This window comes from Faecalicatena orotica (assembly GCF_905197545.1).
In the GTDB taxonomy this organism is placed as follows: Bacteria; Bacillota; Clostridia; order Lachnospirales; family Lachnospiraceae; genus Faecalicatena_A; species Faecalicatena_A orotica.
In genome coordinates this window covers 52,087-72,806 of sequence record NZ_CAJJZH010000012.1, presented here as the reverse complement: position 1 = coordinate 72,806, position 20,720 = coordinate 52,087, and the positions used below count along the sequence as shown (strand labels likewise).

The 20,720-nt window shown below is 43.0% G+C and carries 18 protein-coding genes and 1 pseudogene; all 19 read right to left on the bottom strand.

The genetic code is table 11. The features are described from left to right. Position 1: 1 nt before the first annotated feature. Positions 2 to 1,132: a Gfo/Idh/MocA family protein gene (locus ABIN22_RS20535; RefSeq protein WP_346910858.1), complete on the bottom strand. Its 1,131-nt coding sequence runs from the start codon at positions 1,130 to 1,132 to the stop codon at positions 2 to 4. A gap of 1 nt (position 1,133) precedes the next feature. Beyond that, positions 1,134 to 1,349 carry a VOC family protein gene (locus ABIN22_RS23365; protein WP_430517209.1) on the bottom strand — a complete coding sequence of 72 codons (216 nt, stop codon included), beginning with the start codon at positions 1,347 to 1,349 and terminating at the stop codon, positions 1,134 to 1,136. Further along, on the bottom strand, positions 1,262 to 1,636 hold the full coding sequence (locus ABIN22_RS20530; protein ID WP_346910856.1) for a VOC family protein: 375 nt from the start codon (positions 1,634 to 1,636) through the stop codon (positions 1,262 to 1,264). Before ABIN22_RS20530 ends, ABIN22_RS23365 begins: the two co-directional genes overlap by 88 nt. A gap of 16 nt (positions 1,637 to 1,652) precedes the next feature. After that, entirely contained in the window at positions 1,653 to 1,844 is a 192-nt protein-coding gene (locus ABIN22_RS20525; protein WP_146203258.1) for a hypothetical protein, read from the bottom strand. Between the two features lie 21 nt (positions 1,845 to 1,865). Continuing rightward, positions 1,866 to 3,461 (bottom strand): AAA-like domain-containing protein, encoded by a 1,596-nt coding sequence (locus ABIN22_RS20520; protein ID WP_346910853.1) that lies wholly within the window; start codon positions 3,459 to 3,461, stop codon positions 1,866 to 1,868. A 205-nt stretch (positions 3,462 to 3,666) separates the two neighbouring features. Beyond that, positions 3,667 to 5,892: an alpha-galactosidase gene (locus ABIN22_RS20515; protein ID WP_346910851.1), complete on the bottom strand. Its 2,226-nt coding sequence runs from the start codon at positions 5,890 to 5,892 to the stop codon at positions 3,667 to 3,669. Between the two features lie 19 nt (positions 5,893 to 5,911). Beyond that, positions 5,912 to 7,342: a melibiose:sodium transporter MelB gene (gene melB / locus ABIN22_RS20510; protein WP_118620360.1), complete on the bottom strand. Its 1,431-nt coding sequence runs from the start codon at positions 7,340 to 7,342 to the stop codon at positions 5,912 to 5,914. 147 nt (positions 7,343 to 7,489) lie between these two features. Next, on the bottom strand, positions 7,490 to 8,398 hold the full coding sequence (locus ABIN22_RS20505) for an AraC family transcriptional regulator (RefSeq protein WP_242995976.1): 909 nt from the start codon (positions 8,396 to 8,398) through the stop codon (positions 7,490 to 7,492). Positions 8,399 to 8,488: 90 nt separating this feature from the next. Then, on the bottom strand, positions 8,489 to 9,547 hold the full coding sequence (locus ABIN22_RS20500; protein WP_346910848.1) for a Gfo/Idh/MocA family protein: 1,059 nt from the start codon (positions 9,545 to 9,547) through the stop codon (positions 8,489 to 8,491). A gap of 60 nt (positions 9,548 to 9,607) precedes the next feature. Next, positions 9,608 to 10,048, bottom strand: coding sequence for a C-glycoside deglycosidase beta subunit domain-containing protein (locus tag ABIN22_RS20495; RefSeq protein WP_109730501.1), 441 nt, complete (start codon positions 10,046 to 10,048; stop codon positions 9,608 to 9,610). Between the two features lie 11 nt (positions 10,049 to 10,059). Then, a complete protein-coding gene (locus ABIN22_RS20490; RefSeq protein ID WP_346910846.1) occupies positions 10,060 to 10,932 on the bottom strand; it encodes a sugar phosphate isomerase/epimerase family protein in 873 nt (290 codons plus the stop codon). 25 nt (positions 10,933 to 10,957) lie between these two features. Further along, positions 10,958 to 12,061: a Gfo/Idh/MocA family protein gene (locus ABIN22_RS20485; RefSeq protein WP_346910844.1), complete on the bottom strand. Its 1,104-nt coding sequence runs from the start codon at positions 12,059 to 12,061 to the stop codon at positions 10,958 to 10,960. Positions 12,062 to 12,113: 52 nt separating this feature from the next. Further along, entirely contained in the window at positions 12,114 to 13,034 is a 921-nt protein-coding gene (locus ABIN22_RS20480) for a sugar phosphate isomerase/epimerase family protein (RefSeq protein WP_109730504.1), read from the bottom strand. Next, positions 13,031 to 14,413 carry an MFS transporter gene (locus ABIN22_RS20475; protein WP_109730505.1) on the bottom strand — a complete coding sequence of 461 codons (1,383 nt, stop codon included), beginning with the start codon at positions 14,411 to 14,413 and terminating at the stop codon, positions 13,031 to 13,033. The genes ABIN22_RS20480 and ABIN22_RS20475 overlap by 4 nt, the downstream gene beginning before the upstream one ends. A gap of 15 nt (positions 14,414 to 14,428) precedes the next feature. Beyond that, positions 14,429 to 15,406: a sugar phosphate isomerase/epimerase family protein gene (locus ABIN22_RS20470; RefSeq protein ID WP_346910841.1), complete on the bottom strand. Its 978-nt coding sequence runs from the start codon at positions 15,404 to 15,406 to the stop codon at positions 14,429 to 14,431. A gap of 13 nt (positions 15,407 to 15,419) precedes the next feature. Then, complete coding sequence (locus tag ABIN22_RS20465) at positions 15,420 to 15,845, bottom strand: C-glycoside deglycosidase beta subunit domain-containing protein (protein WP_346910839.1); 426 nt, start codon at positions 15,843 to 15,845, stop codon at positions 15,420 to 15,422. A 254-nt stretch (positions 15,846 to 16,099) separates the two neighbouring features. Beyond that, a complete protein-coding gene (locus tag ABIN22_RS20460; RefSeq protein ID WP_346910837.1) occupies positions 16,100 to 18,481 on the bottom strand; it encodes a GH39 family glycosyl hydrolase in 2,382 nt (793 codons plus the stop codon). A gap of 94 nt (positions 18,482 to 18,575) precedes the next feature. Beyond that, positions 18,576 to 18,926, bottom strand: a pseudogene (locus ABIN22_RS20455) (PD-(D/E)XK nuclease domain-containing protein); the annotation flags it as partial. A 227-nt stretch (positions 18,927 to 19,153) separates the two neighbouring features. Continuing rightward, the gene (locus ABIN22_RS20450) at positions 19,154 to 20,710 is read right to left on the bottom strand and encodes a glycoside hydrolase family 43 protein (protein WP_346910835.1); all 1,557 of its coding nucleotides are present in this window, start codon (positions 20,708 to 20,710) and stop codon (positions 19,154 to 19,156) included. Between the last annotated feature and the right edge of the window lie 10 nt (positions 20,711 to 20,720).

Below are 20,720 nucleotides of genomic sequence, written 5' to 3'. Positions count from 1 at the left end.
TTTAAACAATCGAACCCTCAGCGTTATTTCCGGGATAATTTCTATCCAGATACCCCGGCTTCAGTCCCGGTATTTTCTCGAATGTGCTCTGCATTCTATAATACCTCCCACTCTCACTGCTTTGCGTAAACCCGTGCAGAATTTCTACTGCATGAAGGGCCAGCCCTGCATTTGCCCTGTGCTTTCTTTGATTCCTTATGGCCCATGCCATCTCTGCCGCACCCAGGCCACGGCTTTCTTCCGCATATCCATAGTTAGATGGAATGATAACAGGGGTATCCTGCCCCTTTCTTAGAACAGAGACTTCCCCTCCGAATCCATTTGGATCTGCCATATTTAGAATTCCTTCCGTCCCATAGACCGTTAATCCAGGCATTTCCGGAAAAATACAGTCTGAATTGAAATGAACTGTTCCCAGTGCACCATTTTCAAATTCCATCATGCCTGTGAGAATGCTTTCAACTTCTGTCTCATATGTTTCTCCATAATTCCCCATAAAAGGAAATCTATGCATACGCTCCACCGGTTTATTTTTCATACCTGTTACTGCCGAAACCGGGCCTAATAGAAAAAGAAGTGCAGTCAGGTAATAAATACCTACATCTACACCGATACTCCCCCCTTTTTTCGATAAATAGGGGATGAATTCGCCGAGTGTTTTGTAATCTCTGTTTACAAAAGCATGGCATGATTTGACCTCTCCAATCATCCCACTGTCAGCAATATCTTTTGCATTTTGAATTGCCGCACCCAGAAAAGTATCTGGTGCTGCCCCCAGATACAGGGCTTTTTCTTCAGCAAGTTCTGTAAGCTCTTTTGCCTGTTCATATTCAATTGACAGGACTTTTTCTGTATACACATGCCTGCCAGCTTCCAGCAATTGTTTAATGACTGAATAATGTACACTGGGAGGTGTCAGATTCACCACCATTTCAATGCTGCTGTCATTAAGGATATCTTCCATTGACATCTGTTGAATACCATATTTCCCGGCCATTTTTTCTGACAATGAAACATTCACATCACAGCATCCTGCCAGATCTATTATGGAAAACTTGTTCTTTAGATTTTCCATATACTTCTCACTGATTGTTCCGCATCCTACGATTGCGGTTTTTACTGTTTTTACCATATTATTCATCTCCTGTTATCTGCAATGATTCCTTTGTATACTCCATCACTTCAAAATGGTTGCCATCCGGATCTGTCAGCCAGAACTGGTATGTCCCATCCACCCCTTTCCGTATGGGACTGTCCGGTTTTATTCCATACTGGCATACTCTGTCCCACAATTCATGAATATTATCAACCTCAAGACTAAAATGCTGATATCCATAATACTGTTTGATATCTGGCAGTTCCTTTTTTCCCCGTACTGATAGAATAACTCTATCAGTTGGTTTGGTGCCATCTCCAGATATACAAACCATTCTTTATCCCCCATCTGACCCAGATACTGCATAAATCCCGTAAGTTCTTCATTCATCTCCGCTTGTGGTTCCGACTGCATTTTTCTAAGGGCCTGAGAAAAAGTCATAGAAAATTTTTTCTTCATCCCCAGCGCATTGCAGTAGAAGTCCAGCATTGCCTCCATGTTTTTCACATCAAATCCAATGTGTGATATACCTTTGATCATTGTATTTCCTCCTGAATTATTTACTGGTTTTTATTATAAAGGCTATTACTGAATCAGAATATGGCTTCAGTAGACAACTGTAGTTGGTTAATTCGGACATCTTTATTTTGAACTTAACTGCTGAACCACTGCAATCCCCAAAAAGAATATCCCCACCGGAATCAATGCTTGACAGCATTGAATTTTCAGGTGGGGATATGTTTCCCATATTTTTCTTTCTGATATATATTTATACAACTGCTTCAACTAAAACTTTATTCTTAACGAATACTTCATGTACACCAACCTGTTTGTTTTTATTAAAGTTAAAACTAATCATATACCCTTTACTTTTCTTGTAATCCTCCAGATATTCAGCTAATTGTTCCTCTCCTCGGCGATTATACTCATCTCCATGCCATATCTTCATTTCAATGATTAACTGCTCGCCTCGATAATCAACAATCACATCTGTACGCCGCATTCCTCTTGTTCTGGACTCAATATAATAATTCCCAATTCCATTGATTATAGGCCTGAGATAAAGCAGGAAATATTTTCTGCCCTCTTCTTCTAAGAATGTTTCATCACTATCGGCATACAATTCTGTGAAATGCTCCACAAACTTCTCTAATATCAGCCGCATATTTAATTGTCCACCTGTAATAAACTGGTTTTTGTCCTTTAAAGATGCTTTATAGATATCTTTCTCGTGCATCTCGTTTGCAGATAGGTAGTAATTATAGAGTAATGTATCAAATATCCTGTTCGCCGGCTCTACCATTCCATCCCTATTTTTAACAAAGCCAAACATTGATGCAATATCAATAGCCGGATTCATTGGATTATACGCAATCCCTCTGCCTGAAAACAACAGGGCATACAGCATTTCGTCCATTTCCGGATAAGTCGTCAGTTTATGAATCAATGATTCGAACAATGTATTCTTTTCCTGCAAAAGAATCCTTTCAGCCTCCAGAAATCCCGATTTGCTCCATGCTGACCGCTTATCCGGATATTTTTCACTGCCGGAAACTCTTTCATCTATAATCTTGCAAAGACGTGAAACCAAATAAGGATAACCAGATGTATAATTAGATATCATCCCTGCCATCTCCATGACATCCATACCTGTATGCCAGTCTTCTTCATATTTCTCCAGCATCTCTGCAATTCCGTCCATTGACAGGCTCATATCCACATTGAAATCGGCAGCAATATTCCAAGGACTATTATATTGCTGTTCCTCATCACCACGCATCTTTAGTTTCAAATTCTTAATGTCGTGTACTCCTGCTAAAATAACTGACTGGAAAGTAGGACGGTCAATTCGTTTCAGATATTTATCTCTTAACATTCCAAGAAAACTTAAAAATGTTGTGCTTCCACTCGCCTGATCCACCTCGTCAATTATCAGAATAATCGGCTTTACGCTATCCCTGCACATCTGTGAAATCACATTTGAATATTCCCTGAAAGACAGCTGCTTCTCGCCTTTTGCATACTCAGATAAGATCTGAAAAGTCTCTTTCGGAACCTCCGTTGTTTCCCCATACTCAATCGTATCACATAGGAGTCCGCTAAATTCCCTGCAGAAATTGGTGTCATTCCTGTAAACAAAGTCACCCATCCCCTCAAAACTAATTGAAAATACAATATAATCTGGGGAAAGCGCCCGCACAAGCTGACGAATAGTCGTTGTTTTCCCATACTGTCTCGCCCTGTTGATCGTAAAATATTTCCCGGCATCTACAAGATTCTTAATTTCCCTTAACTGCCTGTTGACCTCAACCATGTAATGTAAATCCGGCAGGCAGACACCTTCCGTATTAAAATACTTGCCCATGCTGCACACTCCTGTTTTCCAATACTGCTTATTTTCCACTGTACTGATTACATTATACGGCATTCCAACTTATAGCACAATCATTTGTTCCAAACCTTATCAAAAGGATACTGTGCTTATAAAATAATTGTATCTACTCATTAAAAACCACCAAGTACAGAGCCCAAAGTCTTCGGGAGTATATTCAGGATATCAGCATACTCTCCTATTCCCTTGCTTTGAGCACAAAGATTTTCGAATCAAAGTCCCCACATATAGATCCGTCATGAGGTAGTTCACCACAAGACGCATCTGTGGTAATCAATCCTAAGTTCATCAGTTCATCGCCATAATTTTCTGTATGGTTAGTCAGATTTAAATAACAGCAGTCAGGATTCAATCCTTGAAGCCTAATACGGCTATATGGAAGGTTGGCTCCGTTTAATACACGGTACCAGCCAACCACAGCTGTTTTCTTGTCTTCGCTTACGGCCATCCATGCTGTCACGTTGTCTTCAAACGGGCTCTTCAGGCGGTAAAATGTACCGAATTGAATTAATTTCCGGTATTCCTTCATGAAAGCAATCTGCTGTTTTACTTCCTCCTGTTCTTCTTCAGTCAGTCTGTTGAGGTCAAGCTCATATCCAAATGTTCCAAAGTAAGCCACATTTGCCCTTGTATGAAGAGGGGTTTCCCGAAGTACCTGATGGTTCGGAGTCACTGAAACATGGCTTCCCATACTGCTGATCGGGTAGCACAGAGAGGTGCCGTACTGTATTTTCAGGCGTTCTACCGCATCGGTATCGTCACTTGTCCATGCCTGGGGTGCATAATACAGCATTCCGGGATCAAACCTCCCTCCGCCGCTTGCGCAGGACTCGAACAGGACATGGGGGAATTCACTGGTCAGTCTTTCGTACAAATCATAAACACCGAGTATATACCGGTGGAAGACCTCTCCCTGACGGTCCGCGGGCAGTGCCCCGCTATAGCATTCTGTTATGCTCCGGTTCATATCCCATTTAATATAGGATACTTTGGCTTCTGAAAGGATTTTTGCCATCATGTCATGGATGCAGTCCACTACTTCTTTTCTGGAAAAATCAAGTACATACTGGTTCCTTCCGTGAGAAATGCTGCGTCCGGGAGTCTTTAAAATCCAGTCAGGATGGGCACGGTAAAGGTCAGAATCTGCGTTAACCATCTCCGGCTCAAACCACAGGCCGAATTTCAAGCCCAGATTTTCGATCTTCTCGGCAAGTCCGGTAATTCCATTCGGCAGCCGCTCAAGATTTGCAACCCAGTCTCCAAGACCCGCATAGTCGTTGCTGCGTGCACCAAACCAGCCGTCATCCAGAACAAAGAGCTCCACGCCGCTTTCTTTCGCTTTTTTTGCAATTGTCACAAGCTTATCCTCTGTGAAGTCAAAATAAGTGGCCTCCCAATTGTTATTCAGGATAGGACGCTCCTTATCTCTCCAATAACCCCTGACAAGGCGTTTCTGATAGAGTTTGTGGAAGGTCTGGCTCATTTTGTTCAGTCCGTCGGAAGAATATACCATAACAGCTTCCGGTGTCTGGAAGGTTTCTCCAAGATCCAGTTTCCAGTCAAAACCGCAGGGATTGATTCCCATCAATATACGGGTAGTGTCATGAGTATCCACTTCTGCCTGTGCAAGAAAATTCCCACTGTATATCAGGCTGAATCCAATTGCCTCGCCGTGAGATTCATCGGCATTTGGACGTTTTAGTATAAGAAACGGATTATGTTCGTGGGAGGAATTGCCGCGCAGGCTGTCTATGGCCTGAATCCCCTGCTCCAGTTTCCTTGTTTTCATATGGCGTTCCCTCGCCCAGGCTCCTGAGAACTGGATCCATTCATAGTCTTTATCCGGCAGGTCCATGCACAGGCTCATTGCCCGTGTAAGATGCACAGGCTCATTGCCCTCATTGGTGAGTCTGGCGCTTCTGGCCAGAGCACCGCCTCTGACAAATACTGTATAAAAGAGTTCCAGCTTTATATGGGTAACCGGGTCTTTTAAAACCAATTGTAAGGTCTCAGCTTCCCCGTCATCCTCGGTATAGGTTGCAGGCAGCCCTGCGAGGGCAGGTTTGCCCGGAATGATATGGTAACTTTCATATTGGAAATCACTGAGGCGGCTGCCGTTCTCCTGCGTAATTTCAACGGCCGGATGCCTGTAATCCGTCGTGCCATACACACCGTACTCCTGCTTTACATGCTCCAGCGAAAACAAAATGTCACCCTCATAAGGATGTGAACTCATTGGGCGGGGACACATCTCAAGCAGATAAGAAAAGTTATCCTTGTCGTGGATTTTTCTGCCAAAATAAAGCTGCCCCATATGTCTGTTAGGCAGTACGGTGGTGATATAGCTTATCGTGTCGTTGTATAAGTGAAAGGTCTGTGTGCCTTCATGGTATATGATACTCATAATGATCCTCCTTCTGAATTTATACATTCATTCCAATTTTTTTCTGTGCTGCATGTATGGCATTTACCTTTTCTGTAACTTCTGCCATTGTTTTTCCTTTTAGCTTATAAAACTTCCTGTAAATGCAATAGCTCATTATGATGAGTATGATCGGTATCACAATCATCAATACTCTGATACCGAGGAGTGTTCCTGCCGTCTGAACAGCGGCTTTTGCATTGTATCCGATGATCTGAAGCCCTATGCCTGTAAGTCCGCCTGCCGCTGCCATGGCAGCTTTCATGAGAAAAGTCTGGGTGGAACAGGTAACGCTTTCATTGCGGACTCCGAATTTAACCTCTCCATAGTCAATGACATCGGCCATACAGCAGGTTGTAACTCCCAGAGATAAGCCAGAACCGAAGAAAAGGAACGCACAGCAGATAATGACTACAATTTTACTGGAGGGTGCGATAAATCCCATGATTCCTAAGGCACTAAGACCAATAATCGGCAATATACATGCGAGTCCGAATACTTTTTGCCGGCTGATCATCCCCGCGATTTTAGGAAAACAGATAAGGCCGAGCATTTCTGCAATAATCGCAAACCCAAAAATGGAGTAAAGGTATTCATTGCCGCAGACATTTTTAAAATAATATACCGCAAAACCTTTGGCTATCTGTGTACAGAGATTATATGTCAGCAGCAAACCGATGAATGCAAGGAGCTGGTCATTCTTGACGATGATGTGCAGTGCCTGGCGCAGGCTTGTTTTTTGGACGTTAGAATCCAATGTTGAATCTTCTTTTACATTAAAAACAGTAATTCCAATGGTTATGATAAATATAACAGCAATGATAATCGCGAATATGGTAAACCCTTGTTCATGGTACAGGTTGTCGTTACCAGTCAATTTGTTAAGTCCATTGATGATATATAGTCCAAATGTAGCAACAATAAATCCTGCAAAGCTTGCAAAAAACCGGGGAATAACGGAAACCCTTTCACGTTCACGGGGGTCATTGGTCAGATTAGGCAGCCATGACCAGTAAGGGACATCCATAATGGTATAAGTCATCCCATACACTATATAAACCACGGCAACATAGACATACAAGGCAGTCCCCTTCAGCCCGCAGCTTGTAAACAAAAATACAAAAACTACGGAATTAACTAATGTTCCGACGATAAGCCAGATTCTGAATTTTCCGAATCTAGTGCGGGTATTATCAACTATCATCCCCATAATCGGGTCGTTAACAGCATCCCAGATACGTGCCACAAAAAAGAGTGTGCCTACGAAAGCCGGTGCAAGGTACAGTGTATCCGTTAAATATAGCATCAGAAAGGAACCGACCATATTCACTATAGCATCCTTACCGATGGCACCGACGCCGAAACATAACTTTTCACGTGTAGATACGTGTTTATACTGCGGCACAGAAGCCTGTTTACCTGTTGTACTCATAAAAATTTCCTCCATATCCTATTTCTTAAATTATGATTGGGGAAACTGCGCATATTTCCTTCGATATAGGTAATTATAGACAGGATTTTAGAATTGGGTTAGAATGATTTGTTAAGAAAAACAGTCAAAATGTTAAATAACTGCAGACTACAAAAGAGTCTGCAGTTCATCCAGCCTGTCACGATTTTTAATCAGGCTGTCCTTGACCTCCTGCCGGTGATTGCGCCGATAGCTTGAAGGCGTAATTCCGGTTTGGGCTTTGAACATTTTAGAAAAGATCAGGGCATCCTTGTAACCGCAGGACATGGCAACACCCTCAATTGAAAGTTCTGTGAGGACAAGAAGCTCTGTTGCGCGTGTCAGTCGGAAATTCGTCAGATACTCCTGTACAGACATACCAAGGTTTTGCTGAAACAGGGTATAAAGATAACTGCGGTTTATGCAGACATAGTCTGCAATGTCTGATATATGGAGCGGGTTCGAATAATTATTTTGTATATACTCAATTGCCTGCCGTACATACCTGTTTTCTTTACTTTCCTTTTTTCCAGAGGGGATTTCGATATCCTTTGTCAAAATGGCAAAAAAAGAATAGAGCAGGCTTTCTAAAAGATATTGATTGGATATTGTAGAAGTGTTATTCTTCAGCATATTCAGGACCGTAAGCTTTAACTCAGCCCCCCTGCTGCAGCTAAAAACAGGCTGGCTGCTATTCAGCCCCAAATCTCTTAAATAATCCTCCGCATTATTCCCTGCAAATCCAATCCAAAGATAGGACCAGGGATCTTTTTCATCGGCCTGATAAAATGTCTGAATATCAGGCACAATCAAAAAGCCCTGTCCTGCTTTCAAATCATACCGTGTATTGCTTATATGATAACATCCTCTTCCTTTTAATATGTAATGAATAATGTAGTTAGGGCGCACAGCCGGACCGAAACTATGTAATGGGGAACAATCCGCATAACCGCAAAAGCATAAGTATAAATCACCAAATTTCCTGTCAGAAAGTTTCATCTCATAACAATTTTTCATTGGTCTGTCTTCTTTTGCCATTGATCTGCCTCCTTTGTAAAATAGCTTATATTTATTTTACATTGGAGTTTTAGCATTTGCAAGGAAGAGATCAGCTATCACTTTTTTACACTATTCAAAATCAACCGATTTCTTCGTCCTCGCCGACTCCCTGACTGCTTCCATCAGCCTTAACACTCTCCGCACTTCAGGAACCTTCACGAAAAATTCTTCTTCGCCGTGGTAAGCCTTTATAAACTGCTCGAAATAGTTTTCATGGCATGTATGAACCTCCGGCAGTTCTTCTGTTACAATCAAGCCTTCTCTTGGATTGCCAAATGATCTCGTTGGCCCTGCCGCCGTCATTGTCCTTGAGCCTTTGACGTTCGTCAGCAGTCCGGTTGTTCTGACAATCCTGCCTTCCGGGTCGAACCCGTCTACATAAGCAGAACCTTCGTTTCCGCCCAAGAACCAGTGACGTTCGAACCATTTCGGCTGATCTTTTAAGTAGTAAGTTCCCAGTTCAACCTCTGCCGTGATTCCATTTTCAAATACAAGCTGAATATTAAAGAAGTCGTCCACTTCTTCATTTATTACATTCTTCATAGTGGCAAACACAGAAGTCACTTTTGCATCGATCATCCAGAGAAGCTGGTCTAACAAGTGAACACCCCAGTCGAATAACATTCCGCCGCCTTCTGAAATATAAACGTGCCAGTCGTGCATGTTACCGTTGAATCCATATAACTGGTTCTTAATTGTAAAGATATCGCCTAACGCTTTTTGATCATAGATTTCTTTGATTGTCCTGAAATCCGGATCGAACCTTCTCTGCTGGTGTACCGTAAATTTCACACCATTTTCGTTCACAGCTTTCATCATCTCGTCTAGCTCTGCTACACTCATAGCGACCGGCTTTTCACAGATAATATCTTTTTTCGCATTGGCTGCCTTTGTTACAAGGTCAAGATGCTGGTTATTGTTGGCAGCAATGATCACTACCTGTATATCCGGATTCGCAAGCATTTCTTCCGCTGAATTGTACCGGATGATTCCTTCCTTTACATCTTCCAGCTGTTTCGGCTGGATATCACAGATTCCGGTTACTTCAATTCCATCCATCTGAGTCAGCATGGTCTCGTGCTCGTGTCCCATAAAACCGTGTCCGATAATACCAAATTTTATACTCATTTTTGTTTCCTTCTTTCTATCATTTTATGTTGTCCGTTAAAGGCATGCTGCTGCCTGACCCTATACAATCAGAAGATGTCTGTGGTTCACGTGATGCCCGAATTCCGGCATAAAAATCTCACTTTCTTCATCCGGGTCCAGTGTATCCTGCATCATAGGAGGCATGTATGAAGATGTAAAACAGAAGCCATATGTAATATCATGAAAGCCCTGTGCCAGTCCGCCTTCTTTCTGAACCTTTAATACCGCAGGTGTGGTAACCGCCCAATGGGTATCATAGTTGGTTTTCATTTCTTCATAAGTATAGTCTTCGCCTTTGATATTCCAGATGATGTCTTCTTTTTCATACCTTTGACCGTCTACAATCAAGGTGCCCGGCCTTAACTGGCTTAAAAATACTCCACGGTAATAAGGAAGCCTTATCTTCATTTGAAAGCCTGTTATCTTCCCGTCCTTTTTTATATTGCGAAATCCCACTGACTGGATTACTTCTCGTTCCATCTTATTTCCTCCTAATCCCCAATGTAGTTCTTCAGCATAATGTGCTGTCTGCGAAGCGTCTGCCCAACCTCATATCCGGGGTCATATTTATCTGCCCCTTCATATTCACTCAGGAGATATCCGTCCCAGTTATGGTCTTTGAGTACTTGAATCACTTCTTTATATGGGATCGTTGTCTCTTCGAACTCGTCGTTCATCTGAATGAATTTTGCATGGCAGCAGTAAACATATGGGAGTAATGGGATTAAGTCTTCCGGGGTGTTCACCACATAGTTCGGGTCTTTATAGTCATTTTCACCAAACTCTGTGCGGAAAACACTGAAATCAATATTTAAGCCGAAATTTTTTGTACCGGTTTCTTTCATAAAATCTACATAATCCATTACCATCTTGCTTTTCAGGTTTGTTGGTGTATGGATTTCAGGGCACATCTGAATTCCCAGTTCCTCTGCGAGCGGAAGAGCCATCTTTATAATTTCTTTCCAGTTTGCCACCGGATCGAGTGCATCCGTAATGACCGGCATCTTTGTTCTCATGACTGTGAATCCAAGCCTGTGTGCAAGACGCATGTCCCTGGCAAGCATCTCATAGGATTCCTCTGTTGTAAGGTCCCTGAAGCCTAACACATGGGAATCAATCCAGTTCCCGTATTCCACCGGGACCACCTCGTATTTATCGCAGAGGCGGGACCAGTTTTCCACCCATTCATCTGTCGGATACGGATAGTTTTCGATGTGGGTGTTTGCCAGAATCTCAATTCCGTGGGCCCCCATATCATGTACATCCTCAAAGCAGTCCTCCAATGTTTTTGTAAGGCCATACTCAGCTGAATAACTATATAATGCCACTCCACGTTTCGGTCCTTTTCTATCATAATGAAACATAATCAATCCCCTATTCTACAAAGTATTAGAATTTAATCTCTCTTTTTTCCTCTGCTGATTTATAAATTGCATCCAGAATCTTAGTTACAGCCAGTGCCTGTTCTGGTTTTACGAGCGGCTCTGTTCCATTTGCCACGGCTTCCAGCCATTGTTTGCAGTCGATGGTTCCTTCTTCACCGCTGCCGCCGCCAAAGTATGCAATACTTCCCGTCGGGGAGATTGTCTCCTCCATCAGCTGTCCGTTTCTGCCGCGGTTGTAAATCAATTCATTCTTCGGGTAGCTCATTCCAGAGTGAATCTCTGCTCCGGCCTCTGTTCCACAGAGTGTCGTGGATGCCTCTCTGGAATCCAGCATATTCAATGCCCAGCTTGCTTCCAGATTGATTGTGGCCCCGTTTTTCATTTTAATGAAGCCAAGCGCGGAGTCTTCTACTTCATATGTCTCCGGGTCCCATGCCCCGAATAAGTTGCCTTCTGTTGCCTGTGGCAGGTTGCCTAGTTTATAGAATACGGAACCGGATACACTGTCCACATCGTAGTTGTCCATACACCAGAGTGTAATATCAAGGGCATGTGTTCCGATATCAATCAGCGGCCCTCCGCCCTGCTGCTGTTTATCCATGAACACGCCCCATGTCGGAACGGCCCTGCGGCGGACTGCATGAGCTTTCCCATAGTAAATATCTCCGAGCTCACCTTTTTCACATGCAGCATGTAAATTCTGTACTTCTGCACGGAAACGGTTCTGGTAGCCGATCGTAAACTGCATGCCAGATTTTTTCCATGCCTCCACCATCTTTTCTGCTTCGGCCGGGCTGTGTGACATCGGCTTTTCACAATATACATGTTTTTTTGCAGCAAATGCTGCGATTGCAATTTCGCTGTGTGACACATTCGGTGTACAGATATGTACAACCTCAACATCTGGATTTGCAAGCAGTTCGTTGTAATCAGTATAAACCTTTGCACCTTCTGCACCAAATTCCTCTGCAGCTTTTACTGCTCTTTCTTCAATCACATCGCAGAATGCAATGATGTCGTTCATATCCGCATTATTCTTAAGTGCCGGGAGGTGTTTCTGGTTGGCAATACCTCCACATCCAATGATTGCTACCTTTAATTTTTTCATCTTTTTTCTTCCTTTCTAAAATCATAACTATCGGAAATCATTAAGGATTCCCTTAAATCACAAATTGCTCCATATATTTTTTGCTCAGTTTCAATGATTTTAATACGGCCTCTGCCGTACCCTCGAAAGCCTTATCCTCAACTTCGATACATGTATATCCGTCATACCCTATATCCGTCAGTGCAGATACATATTTTCCCCAGTCCACATCTCCTAACCCGGGAAGCTTCGGTGACATGAAGTCTAACGGGTATCCCATAATTCCTACCTGGTCTAAGCGGTCTTTGTAAACCTTGATATCCTTATAATGCACGTGGAAAATCTTGTCTTTAAACTCATAGATCGGTTTGATATAATCGATCATCTGCCATACAAAATGGGAAGGGTCATAATTGATACCCAGATTGTCATATGGCAGTATCTCAAACACTTTTCTCCAGACAGCCGGTGTTGTCATGAGGTTCTGTCCACCCGGCCACTGGTCCTGCCCGAATAACATCGGGCAATTTTCAATCGCAACTCTCACATGGTTTTCTTTGGCCAGTTCCATGACCGGCGGCCAGATTTCTTTTACGAGCTCCAGATTTTCTTCTACTGTTTTTGACTGGTCACGTCCGATAAACGTCGTAACCATATCAATTCCAAGCTTATGGCTGGCGGTAATTAATGTCTTCAGATGTTCCACCGCTGCTTTGCGTTTTTCTAAATCCGCATCCATCGTGTTCGGGTAGTATGCAAGTGATGAAATCTCCACGTTCTTCTCTTTGCAGTAATCCATCACATACTTTGCATAAGCATCATCTTCCATAACTTTATTCACATCAATATGGCTGACTCCCGCATACCTTCTCTCTGCTTTGCCAGCCGGCCAGCAGGCCGCTTCGACACACTCATATCCCAGTTCAGATGCCTGATCAATCATTTCTTCAAATGTTGACTGGTCTAAAATAGCTGATACAAACCCTAATTTCATTTTGCAGCCTCCACATTTTTCTTATTTCTTCTTTCTGATAATTCCTGTCTCATTTCATCCGCCTCTTTATCCGTCATCTTCCAAAGCAGCAATGCAAGTGCCGCGAGGAAATATAAGATTGCAGGGGCAAGATTTACAACGACATTAATTCCATTTTGAGTTGCCACGGTTTGTTCTGCATTTGCAACATATCCAAATGCTGCAAGTAAAAGTACACCCGCGCTCCCTCCGATCGCATTGCCGACTTTGGTTGCCAGCCCGTAAGTTGCATATGCCGTACCATCCGTTCTTACACCTGTCTTATATTCCATATAATCTACAGAATCTGCAACCATTGAAAGAGATAACGGCATAGCGAAATTAAATATACCAAACAGGCAGTGGCCGGCGATAATCAGCGGCATATTATCAAATGGGATGAAGTAAATAATAAGCAGGGCGATCCCATCTACGATTGCAGAAAGTATAAATATATTCCGCTTACCGAATTTCTTTGTCAGCATCGGGACAAACAGCGAACCGATAATACTGCCAATGGATGGAATCGTCATAATTACTGCAATCAGGGAATAAGAACCTAAACAATAGATTACATAGTAGGCCGTTACGGCAATCCTGCCCATATAAGCAGTCATAACAAGCAGCATAACTAAGGAAACAATCATCAGGTACTTATTTTTTACCAGATTGCCGACTGTATCTTTCATTGAGAATTTTGCCGGTTTTTCTGTCGGCATAATGACCTCTTTCGCTGTAAAGAATACAATCAGAAACAGAGGGATGGAAACAATGCCATATACCACTGCGGTCATCATATACCCATGACCATCTGCCACTTTTGCCCCTGCCTGGGAGAAATGTAACGCGAGTCCTGCCGTAGCTACATTTACAATTAACATACCGACATTCATTCCGATGTTTCTCGAAACATTCATTTTTGTTCTCTGTCCTGCATCCTCACTCATGACTGCCGGAAGTGCACCATAAGGGATGTTAACTAATGTGTAAAGCATTCCGGCAATGATATATGTAACTGCCGCCCAGAGTATTCCTGCGGTTGATGTGCCGCTGAACGGGTTTGTAAATGTAAGTACCCCGAATACTGCAAGGACAGGGCAGCCGAATGCGATCCACGGCCTGAACCGTCCAAACTTAGAACGTGAACGCTCTGCAATCGCCCCCATCATTGGATCATTAAATGCATCCCAGATACGTGCAGCCAGCATAATTGTAGAAATCACAACCGGTGCCAGTCCGACTACGTCTGTATAGAAAATAGTTAAATAAGAGCCTACGAATGTCCAGACAAACTGTGATGCCATATCTCCAAATCCATAACATATAACTGCCGCTTTTGTCGCCCTCTTCATCTCGTTCATTTCACTTTTCCTCTCTTACTGTTTCAGAATATTTCTCATCATTTGCTGATGGCGTTTCGTCATTAATAAGGCATTACCTGATTCATGGTCTTCATATTCGGAAACAATATATCCGCTAAAGTCTGATTCTTTAATGACCTTCATGATTTCCTGATAGGGAATGCTTGCCTCTTCCAGATTCTCATACAGGTAATGGAACTTACCGTGCATATGGAAACAATGCGGCATGATTTCCTTCAATCCTTCCAGTTCTGCTTTGCAGTCCTTCTTAAACTGCAGGAATGCGTACATTTCCTGAAGGATCGCGAGTTCTTTGTTCGTTGCCCCCGCTTCTGTCAGCTTTGCATATGCCTCTTCCATTGGTACGGCATCATATCTCATGTCTCTTGCCATCTCGAGTAGTTTTAAATCTGCTCCGTCTTTCAGTGCCTGATCCCAGTGTGGTTTGTTCGGTTTCGTTGCAAAGCATCCAAAATCCGGTACAAATCCGATATAATCAGACCCGCTCTTATCAATTGCTTCCCTGTACTGCATAATAACCGGTGTATTCGGTGTCTCCGGATTGTGAATCTCTATTCCTACTTTTACGCCGTATGCCTCTGCATAAGGTGCAATTCTTGCCAGTCCGTTCGGACTTAACAGATACTGCTGGCGGATGACCTTACATCCCATTTTATTTGCACTTCTGATATCCATGATCGCGCGCTCTACCATCTCGTCCTCGGTAAGCCTTCTGTCCGCTCTCATACCGCAGTCCATGTTGGCACCGTAGCACACTGCTTCAATATCGTAATTCTGGCAGATTGCCTTTATCTCTCCTAAAAACTGATCGCTGATATAAGGATAAGACGGAATCATCTGTGTTGCAACAATTTCAAATCCTTCCGCACCCATCTCTTTTGCTGTGCGGATGCAGTCTTCCATTGACATACTTCCTTCACAGTATTCTTTCGTAAAGGAATATAACGTAACTCCTAATTTTACATTTCCCACTTTTCTTTCCTCCCTACTTTATGTCCATGATTTTACACTCTGAACTGTCTATCGGCATGAATTCCGTCTCACTAATCGGCATATATGGTGAGCGGAAAATCATGTGGAAATCGACTTCATGGTTACCTGTTTCAAGACCGTCTTTCTGAAATACCCGGATCGTTGCCGGTTCTTTGATTCCCCAGAATTCAGATGTGGCTCCTTTTAACTGGTTAACACCAAATTCCTTACCGTGGAGGCAGAAAATAATATCCTCCTCTTTTACTTCTCTTCCATCAACCTTCAATGTCAATTCGTCAATAACTGAAAGGAAATGCCCTCTGTAATAGCTGAGCCGGATATCAAACTGATACCCCATCTTTTCCCCATTGACATAAAAATTTTTCAGTGTACCGTCCCTTAGTACATCTGTGTAATTGACTCTCATTGCAATTGCCATTGTTTTCTCCTTTCCTTACGGTTTGTTTTTTTCTATCTGCTATTATCTTATCTTCTTTTTCTCTGCTTTGCTTTTCCCAGATTTTACAATATCCGGATTCTGTTGCAATATTTCTCGCTGCTGCTTTTGAGCTTGCAACATTTTTCTCGTTTTGTTGCATACCATTTTCCCATTTACATATCATAAAATAAATTAAAAAAGCAGCAAAAAAAAGCTTATGCTGTATTATAAGCATAAACTTTTTGACTTCAGATTTAACGTTCTTTATATATGTGGAACAATGCAATCTCCTGATCTCTCATTTCTGTTGATAATGTCAGTGTATGGTCATTTGAACTTATGGTATACCGTTCCATATGTGGAATACTCATAGCCTGGATATATTTGATATCCGACCTGTCAAGGTTAACGGCACAGTCAAATTTCATCCACTCTGTAAGGACACACCCATATTCACTGTTTACCTGACGCTTCTTTACTATATAATTGCAGTCCCATTCCAGCCGGGTCAGTTTTAATTCAAGTTCCATCTGCCCCGTGTCTTCGAATAATTCGGCAATTCTCATCAGATCAATGTTGTCTTCATTCTGAAGAAAATAATTGTAGCCAAACTCTTTGTAATTAAAACACAAAAGAATAAAACTGTTATCCTCTTTTTTAGTGAGGATATAGTTTTCCCCCTTACTGATCAATTCCTCCCCGAGAGAGTTTAAAAAGGAAAAAGCGTACCATACCGGCTTCTTTATATTATCCATTGTTATGATGCCGGCCCCGCCGTTGACAATTCCCCTCGTGTCATAATAACTGCTGATCCAGTCGGAACCGACCCAAAAGCAGACCATATCAACCGAATCCCAGATTTCACTTATTTTTTTTACCAGATATGTACTACGGAAACAACTGTCATTCATATAATTCCTGCTGGATAATGAACTATTCCATTCTGTTATGATTAGTTTACAGTCTTCTGCGCTCTCTTCTTCCAGTATCTTTTTATAGGCAGCGATTTCATGCAGTTCCAGATTCTTTTCCTGATTCCTCTTATAGATATATTTTTTATCCTGCCGTACTTGTTCATAAGGGAACAATATAATGGATACATAATCCGGGATGCATCTTTCTTTTTTACAGTTCTTCAGAAATGACCGGAAAAACTCCCTGCCATCTCCTAATAATGCCGAATAGCCCCCGACACATGCATTCGGAAGTTCCTGTTTGATAATCTGGTAAAACAGTTTAAATGCTTCAATGTATTGGAAGTTTTCATCTTTATAGCATTGTACTTCCGTCTTCACAACATTATATGTCAGCTCGAATATCCACTGTTCCAGTTCTTCTTTTCCGTAGCGTTTCAGAAGATGGAGAATAAGATCCTTTACACTGGCACCCCAGATTCGTTTTGATTCAAATTCTATACATTCCTGCTCATAAAATAGTGCGACTCCCTCACCCTTGATTACGGTATCCGGCCTGTTTCCAAAATCCAGAAAAACGTGAATATGATTCGATACAAGGAAATCAAATATCACATCTATCTGATTATAATTATAGTGTCCTGTTGTCTTTCCGTCTGTAATCATCAGTTTTTTCGAAAAGACATTCCATAGCCTTATGTGGGAAAATCCCAGCCCGTTTACTAATTCCAATGTCTGGAACTGGATATTCACCTCGGATAATCGGAAGACGGAACCGATATTTATTGTTTTGTTCCAGTTTTTCTTATAGGGAACACTCTCACTAACACGGATTTCTTCACATACCCTTTTTGCCGCATCATTTCCCGACGCCTGAGTCTCCTTCAGAATTTTATCCTGCAGCCTTCTCACCGATTCCTCTTTTAACACTTCTTCCTCGCGCAACTGTTTCCTGTAATCGGTCGGGGATACCTGATATTTCTCACGGAACGCCTTATTTAACGCCGGTGCCCCTGAAAAGCCGCAGTCTACAGCGATCCGTGTCACATTTTCGTCTGTATACATTAATTTTGACACGACATGTTTGAGGCGGACTTCTGTAACATATTCTGCAAAATAGACCCCTGTCTGCTTATGGAATATGCGGGACAGGGTCGAAGTGGACACAAACAATTCCTCTGCTACCTTCGCAAGGCTTATATGTACACTGTAGTTCTGATTCACGAATTGAATGATCTTCTGAAGTTTGTAATCCACAGAATTTTCATTGTCAGCAAGACTCCTGCTGGCAGTCCAGAAGTTCTCGACCAGAATATCCAGTATCTGATATACCATACTGCTCTCATAACTTGTTGTCTTATGTGACTGTATTGTCCGCTGGTAAATCAGATTCTTCAGTGCGTTTTTCAATTCATTGTAAGACCTTCTCGTATCGACGGCACTATTGCAAAAAAATCGGCCTTTCAGATCCCCCATTACCCCCAGCAGCATCTGGTTCTCATAACTAACTTCGCAGATAATCGCACGTCTGGCAGACAGTCTGCATTTACCAGTGCCGCAATGGACAAGGATCACGTCTTCCTTTTCTAAGAGATAATTCGTTTCATCAATCTCCACACAAAGTTTCCCGTCAATAACATAAAACAGCCTTGCATCGTACTGAAACTGAAATTCTTCCTCTATATGCTCGAAAATGCTGATTTGAAAACCTCTTTCGTTCAATGTATTAATCCCTCATCATGTCTTTCACTTGATGATTGTATCATAACATTTTTAGCTCTGGTCTTTCAAGTATTTCAAAAATAGGTCATTCATTTCAGTCTTCTATTACTTCTATTTTACAAGAATGCTTTTTCCCTTCTTTGTCATAGCTGATTCCTACAGCCAGAATCCTTCCCGTATACCTTTGGGGCTCCCCTATTTTCCCCCTAAAGCGCAAGGCATATTTCCTGTCTTTAATCTGCTGTATAGCAGCTTCCGGCGTGGCTCCAACTTTCAGCTCCAATATAATACAGTCAGCGTTTTTGTCAGTTTCTGGATAAAAAATGAAGTCGGCATATCCTATGCCAGCCTTATCCTCTCGTTCTATCCGATAGTTGTCCCGGGCAGCAAGATAAACAAGGTTTACAACTGCTGTCAGTTCCGCTTCACTGTTATAGCTAAGAAGAGTACGGCCCGGAACTGGTCCAGTAATTTATCACCATAATCAATAGTTATAGTTCTACAGGATTCTCCTCTTGATGCGCACTAGTTACTGTTCACGCCCTGCGGGCGCGCACAGTAACGGCATCTGCCCATTAAAAGTCGCCTGCGGCGAGGGGTGCTATGCGCCAGTGGCGCATGTTCAGCACGGACCGCAGCGGAGCGTAGACCAGATGCCCCGAAATCATCACTTTATTGGCCCCGATGCCGTGCAGCTAGGTGCACGGCACGGTGTGAACAGTAACGCGCACTATACTTAAATTCCTCAAACCACCCGCAGCACCCCTTCTCCGCGAACAGTCCCACATAGCACCCTGTAAAGGTCATCGGCATACACTCGGTGGACATCAGCTGTGTTCGTCCTGTTCCAGCGAGTGAAAGGCTTCTGTCATCAGTCCCGGCAAAAAAGCGGTATTCCAGCTTATCGGACTCCACCCTGAGAAAAATATTCCCATGCCCGCTTAAATACAACGGTTCACTTTCTGTCTGCATATCTCCCACTCTTTTCCTGAGTATGACACACCTGTTTCCGTCTCTGTTTGTAACTACAAGGTCATAATGGTGCTCGTTTGTATGAAAAATAGTGAGACCTGCATTCTCATATTCACTCTGTGGGTTACAGTCAACCCATACTTCAGCCCTCATACAGAAGTGCTGCTGCCGCCTTCCAATAAATGTGGGGGACGCAGTGTCACTGAGGACTGCCTCCCCTCCGGTAAGTTTGAGACACCCGGGCCTTTCCGTAAAACTATACATACTCATATCCGGGTTTCTCAGGTAGTTCCATGCTTTCGGAAGGCCTGACGGCTGAAAAGTATCAGTGTCCTCTTTTACTTTATAATCATTTGCCGGAAGTGACATCACTTCCATCTCTTTCGAAATCCTGCGTCCCTGATTGACCACTGGCCAGCCTTCTTCGTTCCATGTCACCGGGGCCAGCATGGTTTCTCTTCCCAAATGGTGGAGCATATACTGGCTTGTTCTGATTCCGTGAAAGACCATCCAGTACTCTCCGTCTGCAGTATCTGTTATGTCGCCATGCCCGACCGCCTGAAAATGATGGAGCATTGTATCGCGATGGGTCAGGATCGGATTGTCTGGACAGCTTTCGAACGGGCCCCACGGTGAAGCCGCCCTTGCGATGGTCACCATATGCCCATATTCTGTTCCCCCTTCGGCGGCCAGCAGGTAATACCAACCATCTTTCCGGAACATATGCGGCCCCTCCGGATATTTACCGCCGCTGCCCTCCCATATGATTTTTGTCACAGTAAGCATTCTGCCTGTCTGGATATCTATCTGACATTGTCCGATCGCCTGACCGTCAGAGAGGTCATAGGTACTGGACAAATATACACATCCATCGGAATCAAAAAACAGCGATGGATCGATTCCTCCCTGACTGACCCAGACAGGGTCGGACCATTCTCCTTCTATGTCATCCGTCCATACAAAAAAGTTCCCGCCATAGCTGAAGTTCGTTGCCGAAACATAAAACCTTCCATTATGAAGCCGGATTGTGGGTGCCCATATCCCGCCCGACGCCGGACAATTTTCCAGCATTGCTTGTGATTTTCTTGTCAGCACGTGCCCGGTCTGCTCCCAGTGTACAAGGTCACGGCTGTGGAACAGGGGGATTCCCGGGAAAAACTCAAAGGAACTGTTCACGAGATAATAATCTTCACCGCTCCTGCATACGCTCGGATCGGGGTAAAATCCCGGAATCACCGGGTTTTGATAATGAACCATATCTATCCTC

Bases quoted from the DNA above. Each gene is read 5' to 3' on its own strand.
- ABIN22_RS20465 (WP_346910839.1), bottom strand. From the start codon at position 15,845: ATGGCAATTGCAATGAGAGTCAATTACACAGATGTACTAAGGGACGGT.
- ABIN22_RS20495 (WP_109730501.1), bottom strand. From the start codon at position 10,048: ATGGAACGAGAAGTAATCCAGTCAGTGGGATTTCGCAATATAAAAAAG.
- ABIN22_RS20505 (WP_242995976.1), bottom strand. From the start codon at position 8,398: ATGGCAAAAGAAGACAGACCAATGAAAAATTGTTATGAGATGAAACTT.
- ABIN22_RS20520 (WP_346910853.1), bottom strand. From the start codon at position 3,461: ATGGGCAAGTATTTTAATACGGAAGGTGTCTGCCTGCCGGATTTACAT.
- ABIN22_RS20480 (WP_109730504.1), bottom strand. From the start codon at position 13,034: ATGAAATTAGGGTTTGTATCAGCTATTTTAGACCAGTCAACATTTGAA.
- ABIN22_RS20525 (WP_146203258.1), bottom strand. From the start codon at position 1,844: ATGGGAAACATATCCCCACCTGAAAATTCAATGCTGTCAAGCATTGAT.
- ABIN22_RS20535 (WP_346910858.1), bottom strand. From the start codon at position 1,132: ATGGTAAAAACAGTAAAAACCGCAATCGTAGGATGCGGAACAATCAGT.
- melB (WP_118620360.1), bottom strand. From the start codon at position 7,342: ATGAGTACAACAGGTAAACAGGCTTCTGTGCCGCAGTATAAACACGTA.
- ABIN22_RS20515 (WP_346910851.1), bottom strand. From the start codon at position 5,892: ATGAGTATCATATACCATGAAGGCACACAGACCTTTCACTTATACAAC.
- ABIN22_RS20475 (WP_109730505.1), bottom strand. From the start codon at position 14,413: ATGAACGAGATGAAGAGGGCGACAAAAGCGGCAGTTATATGTTATGGA.
- ABIN22_RS20450 (WP_346910835.1), bottom strand. From the start codon at position 20,710: ATGGTTCATTATCAAAACCCGGTGATTCCGGGATTTTACCCCGATCCG.
- ABIN22_RS20500 (WP_346910848.1), bottom strand. From the start codon at position 9,547: ATGAGTATAAAATTTGGTATTATCGGACACGGTTTTATGGGACACGAG.
- ABIN22_RS20530 (WP_346910856.1), bottom strand. From the start codon at position 1,636: ATGATCAAAGGTATATCACACATTGGATTTGATGTGAAAAACATGGAG.
- ABIN22_RS20490 (WP_346910846.1), bottom strand. From the start codon at position 10,932: ATGTTTCATTATGATAGAAAAGGACCGAAACGTGGAGTGGCATTATAT.
- ABIN22_RS20485 (WP_346910844.1), bottom strand. From the start codon at position 12,061: ATGAAAAAATTAAAGGTAGCAATCATTGGATGTGGAGGTATTGCCAAC.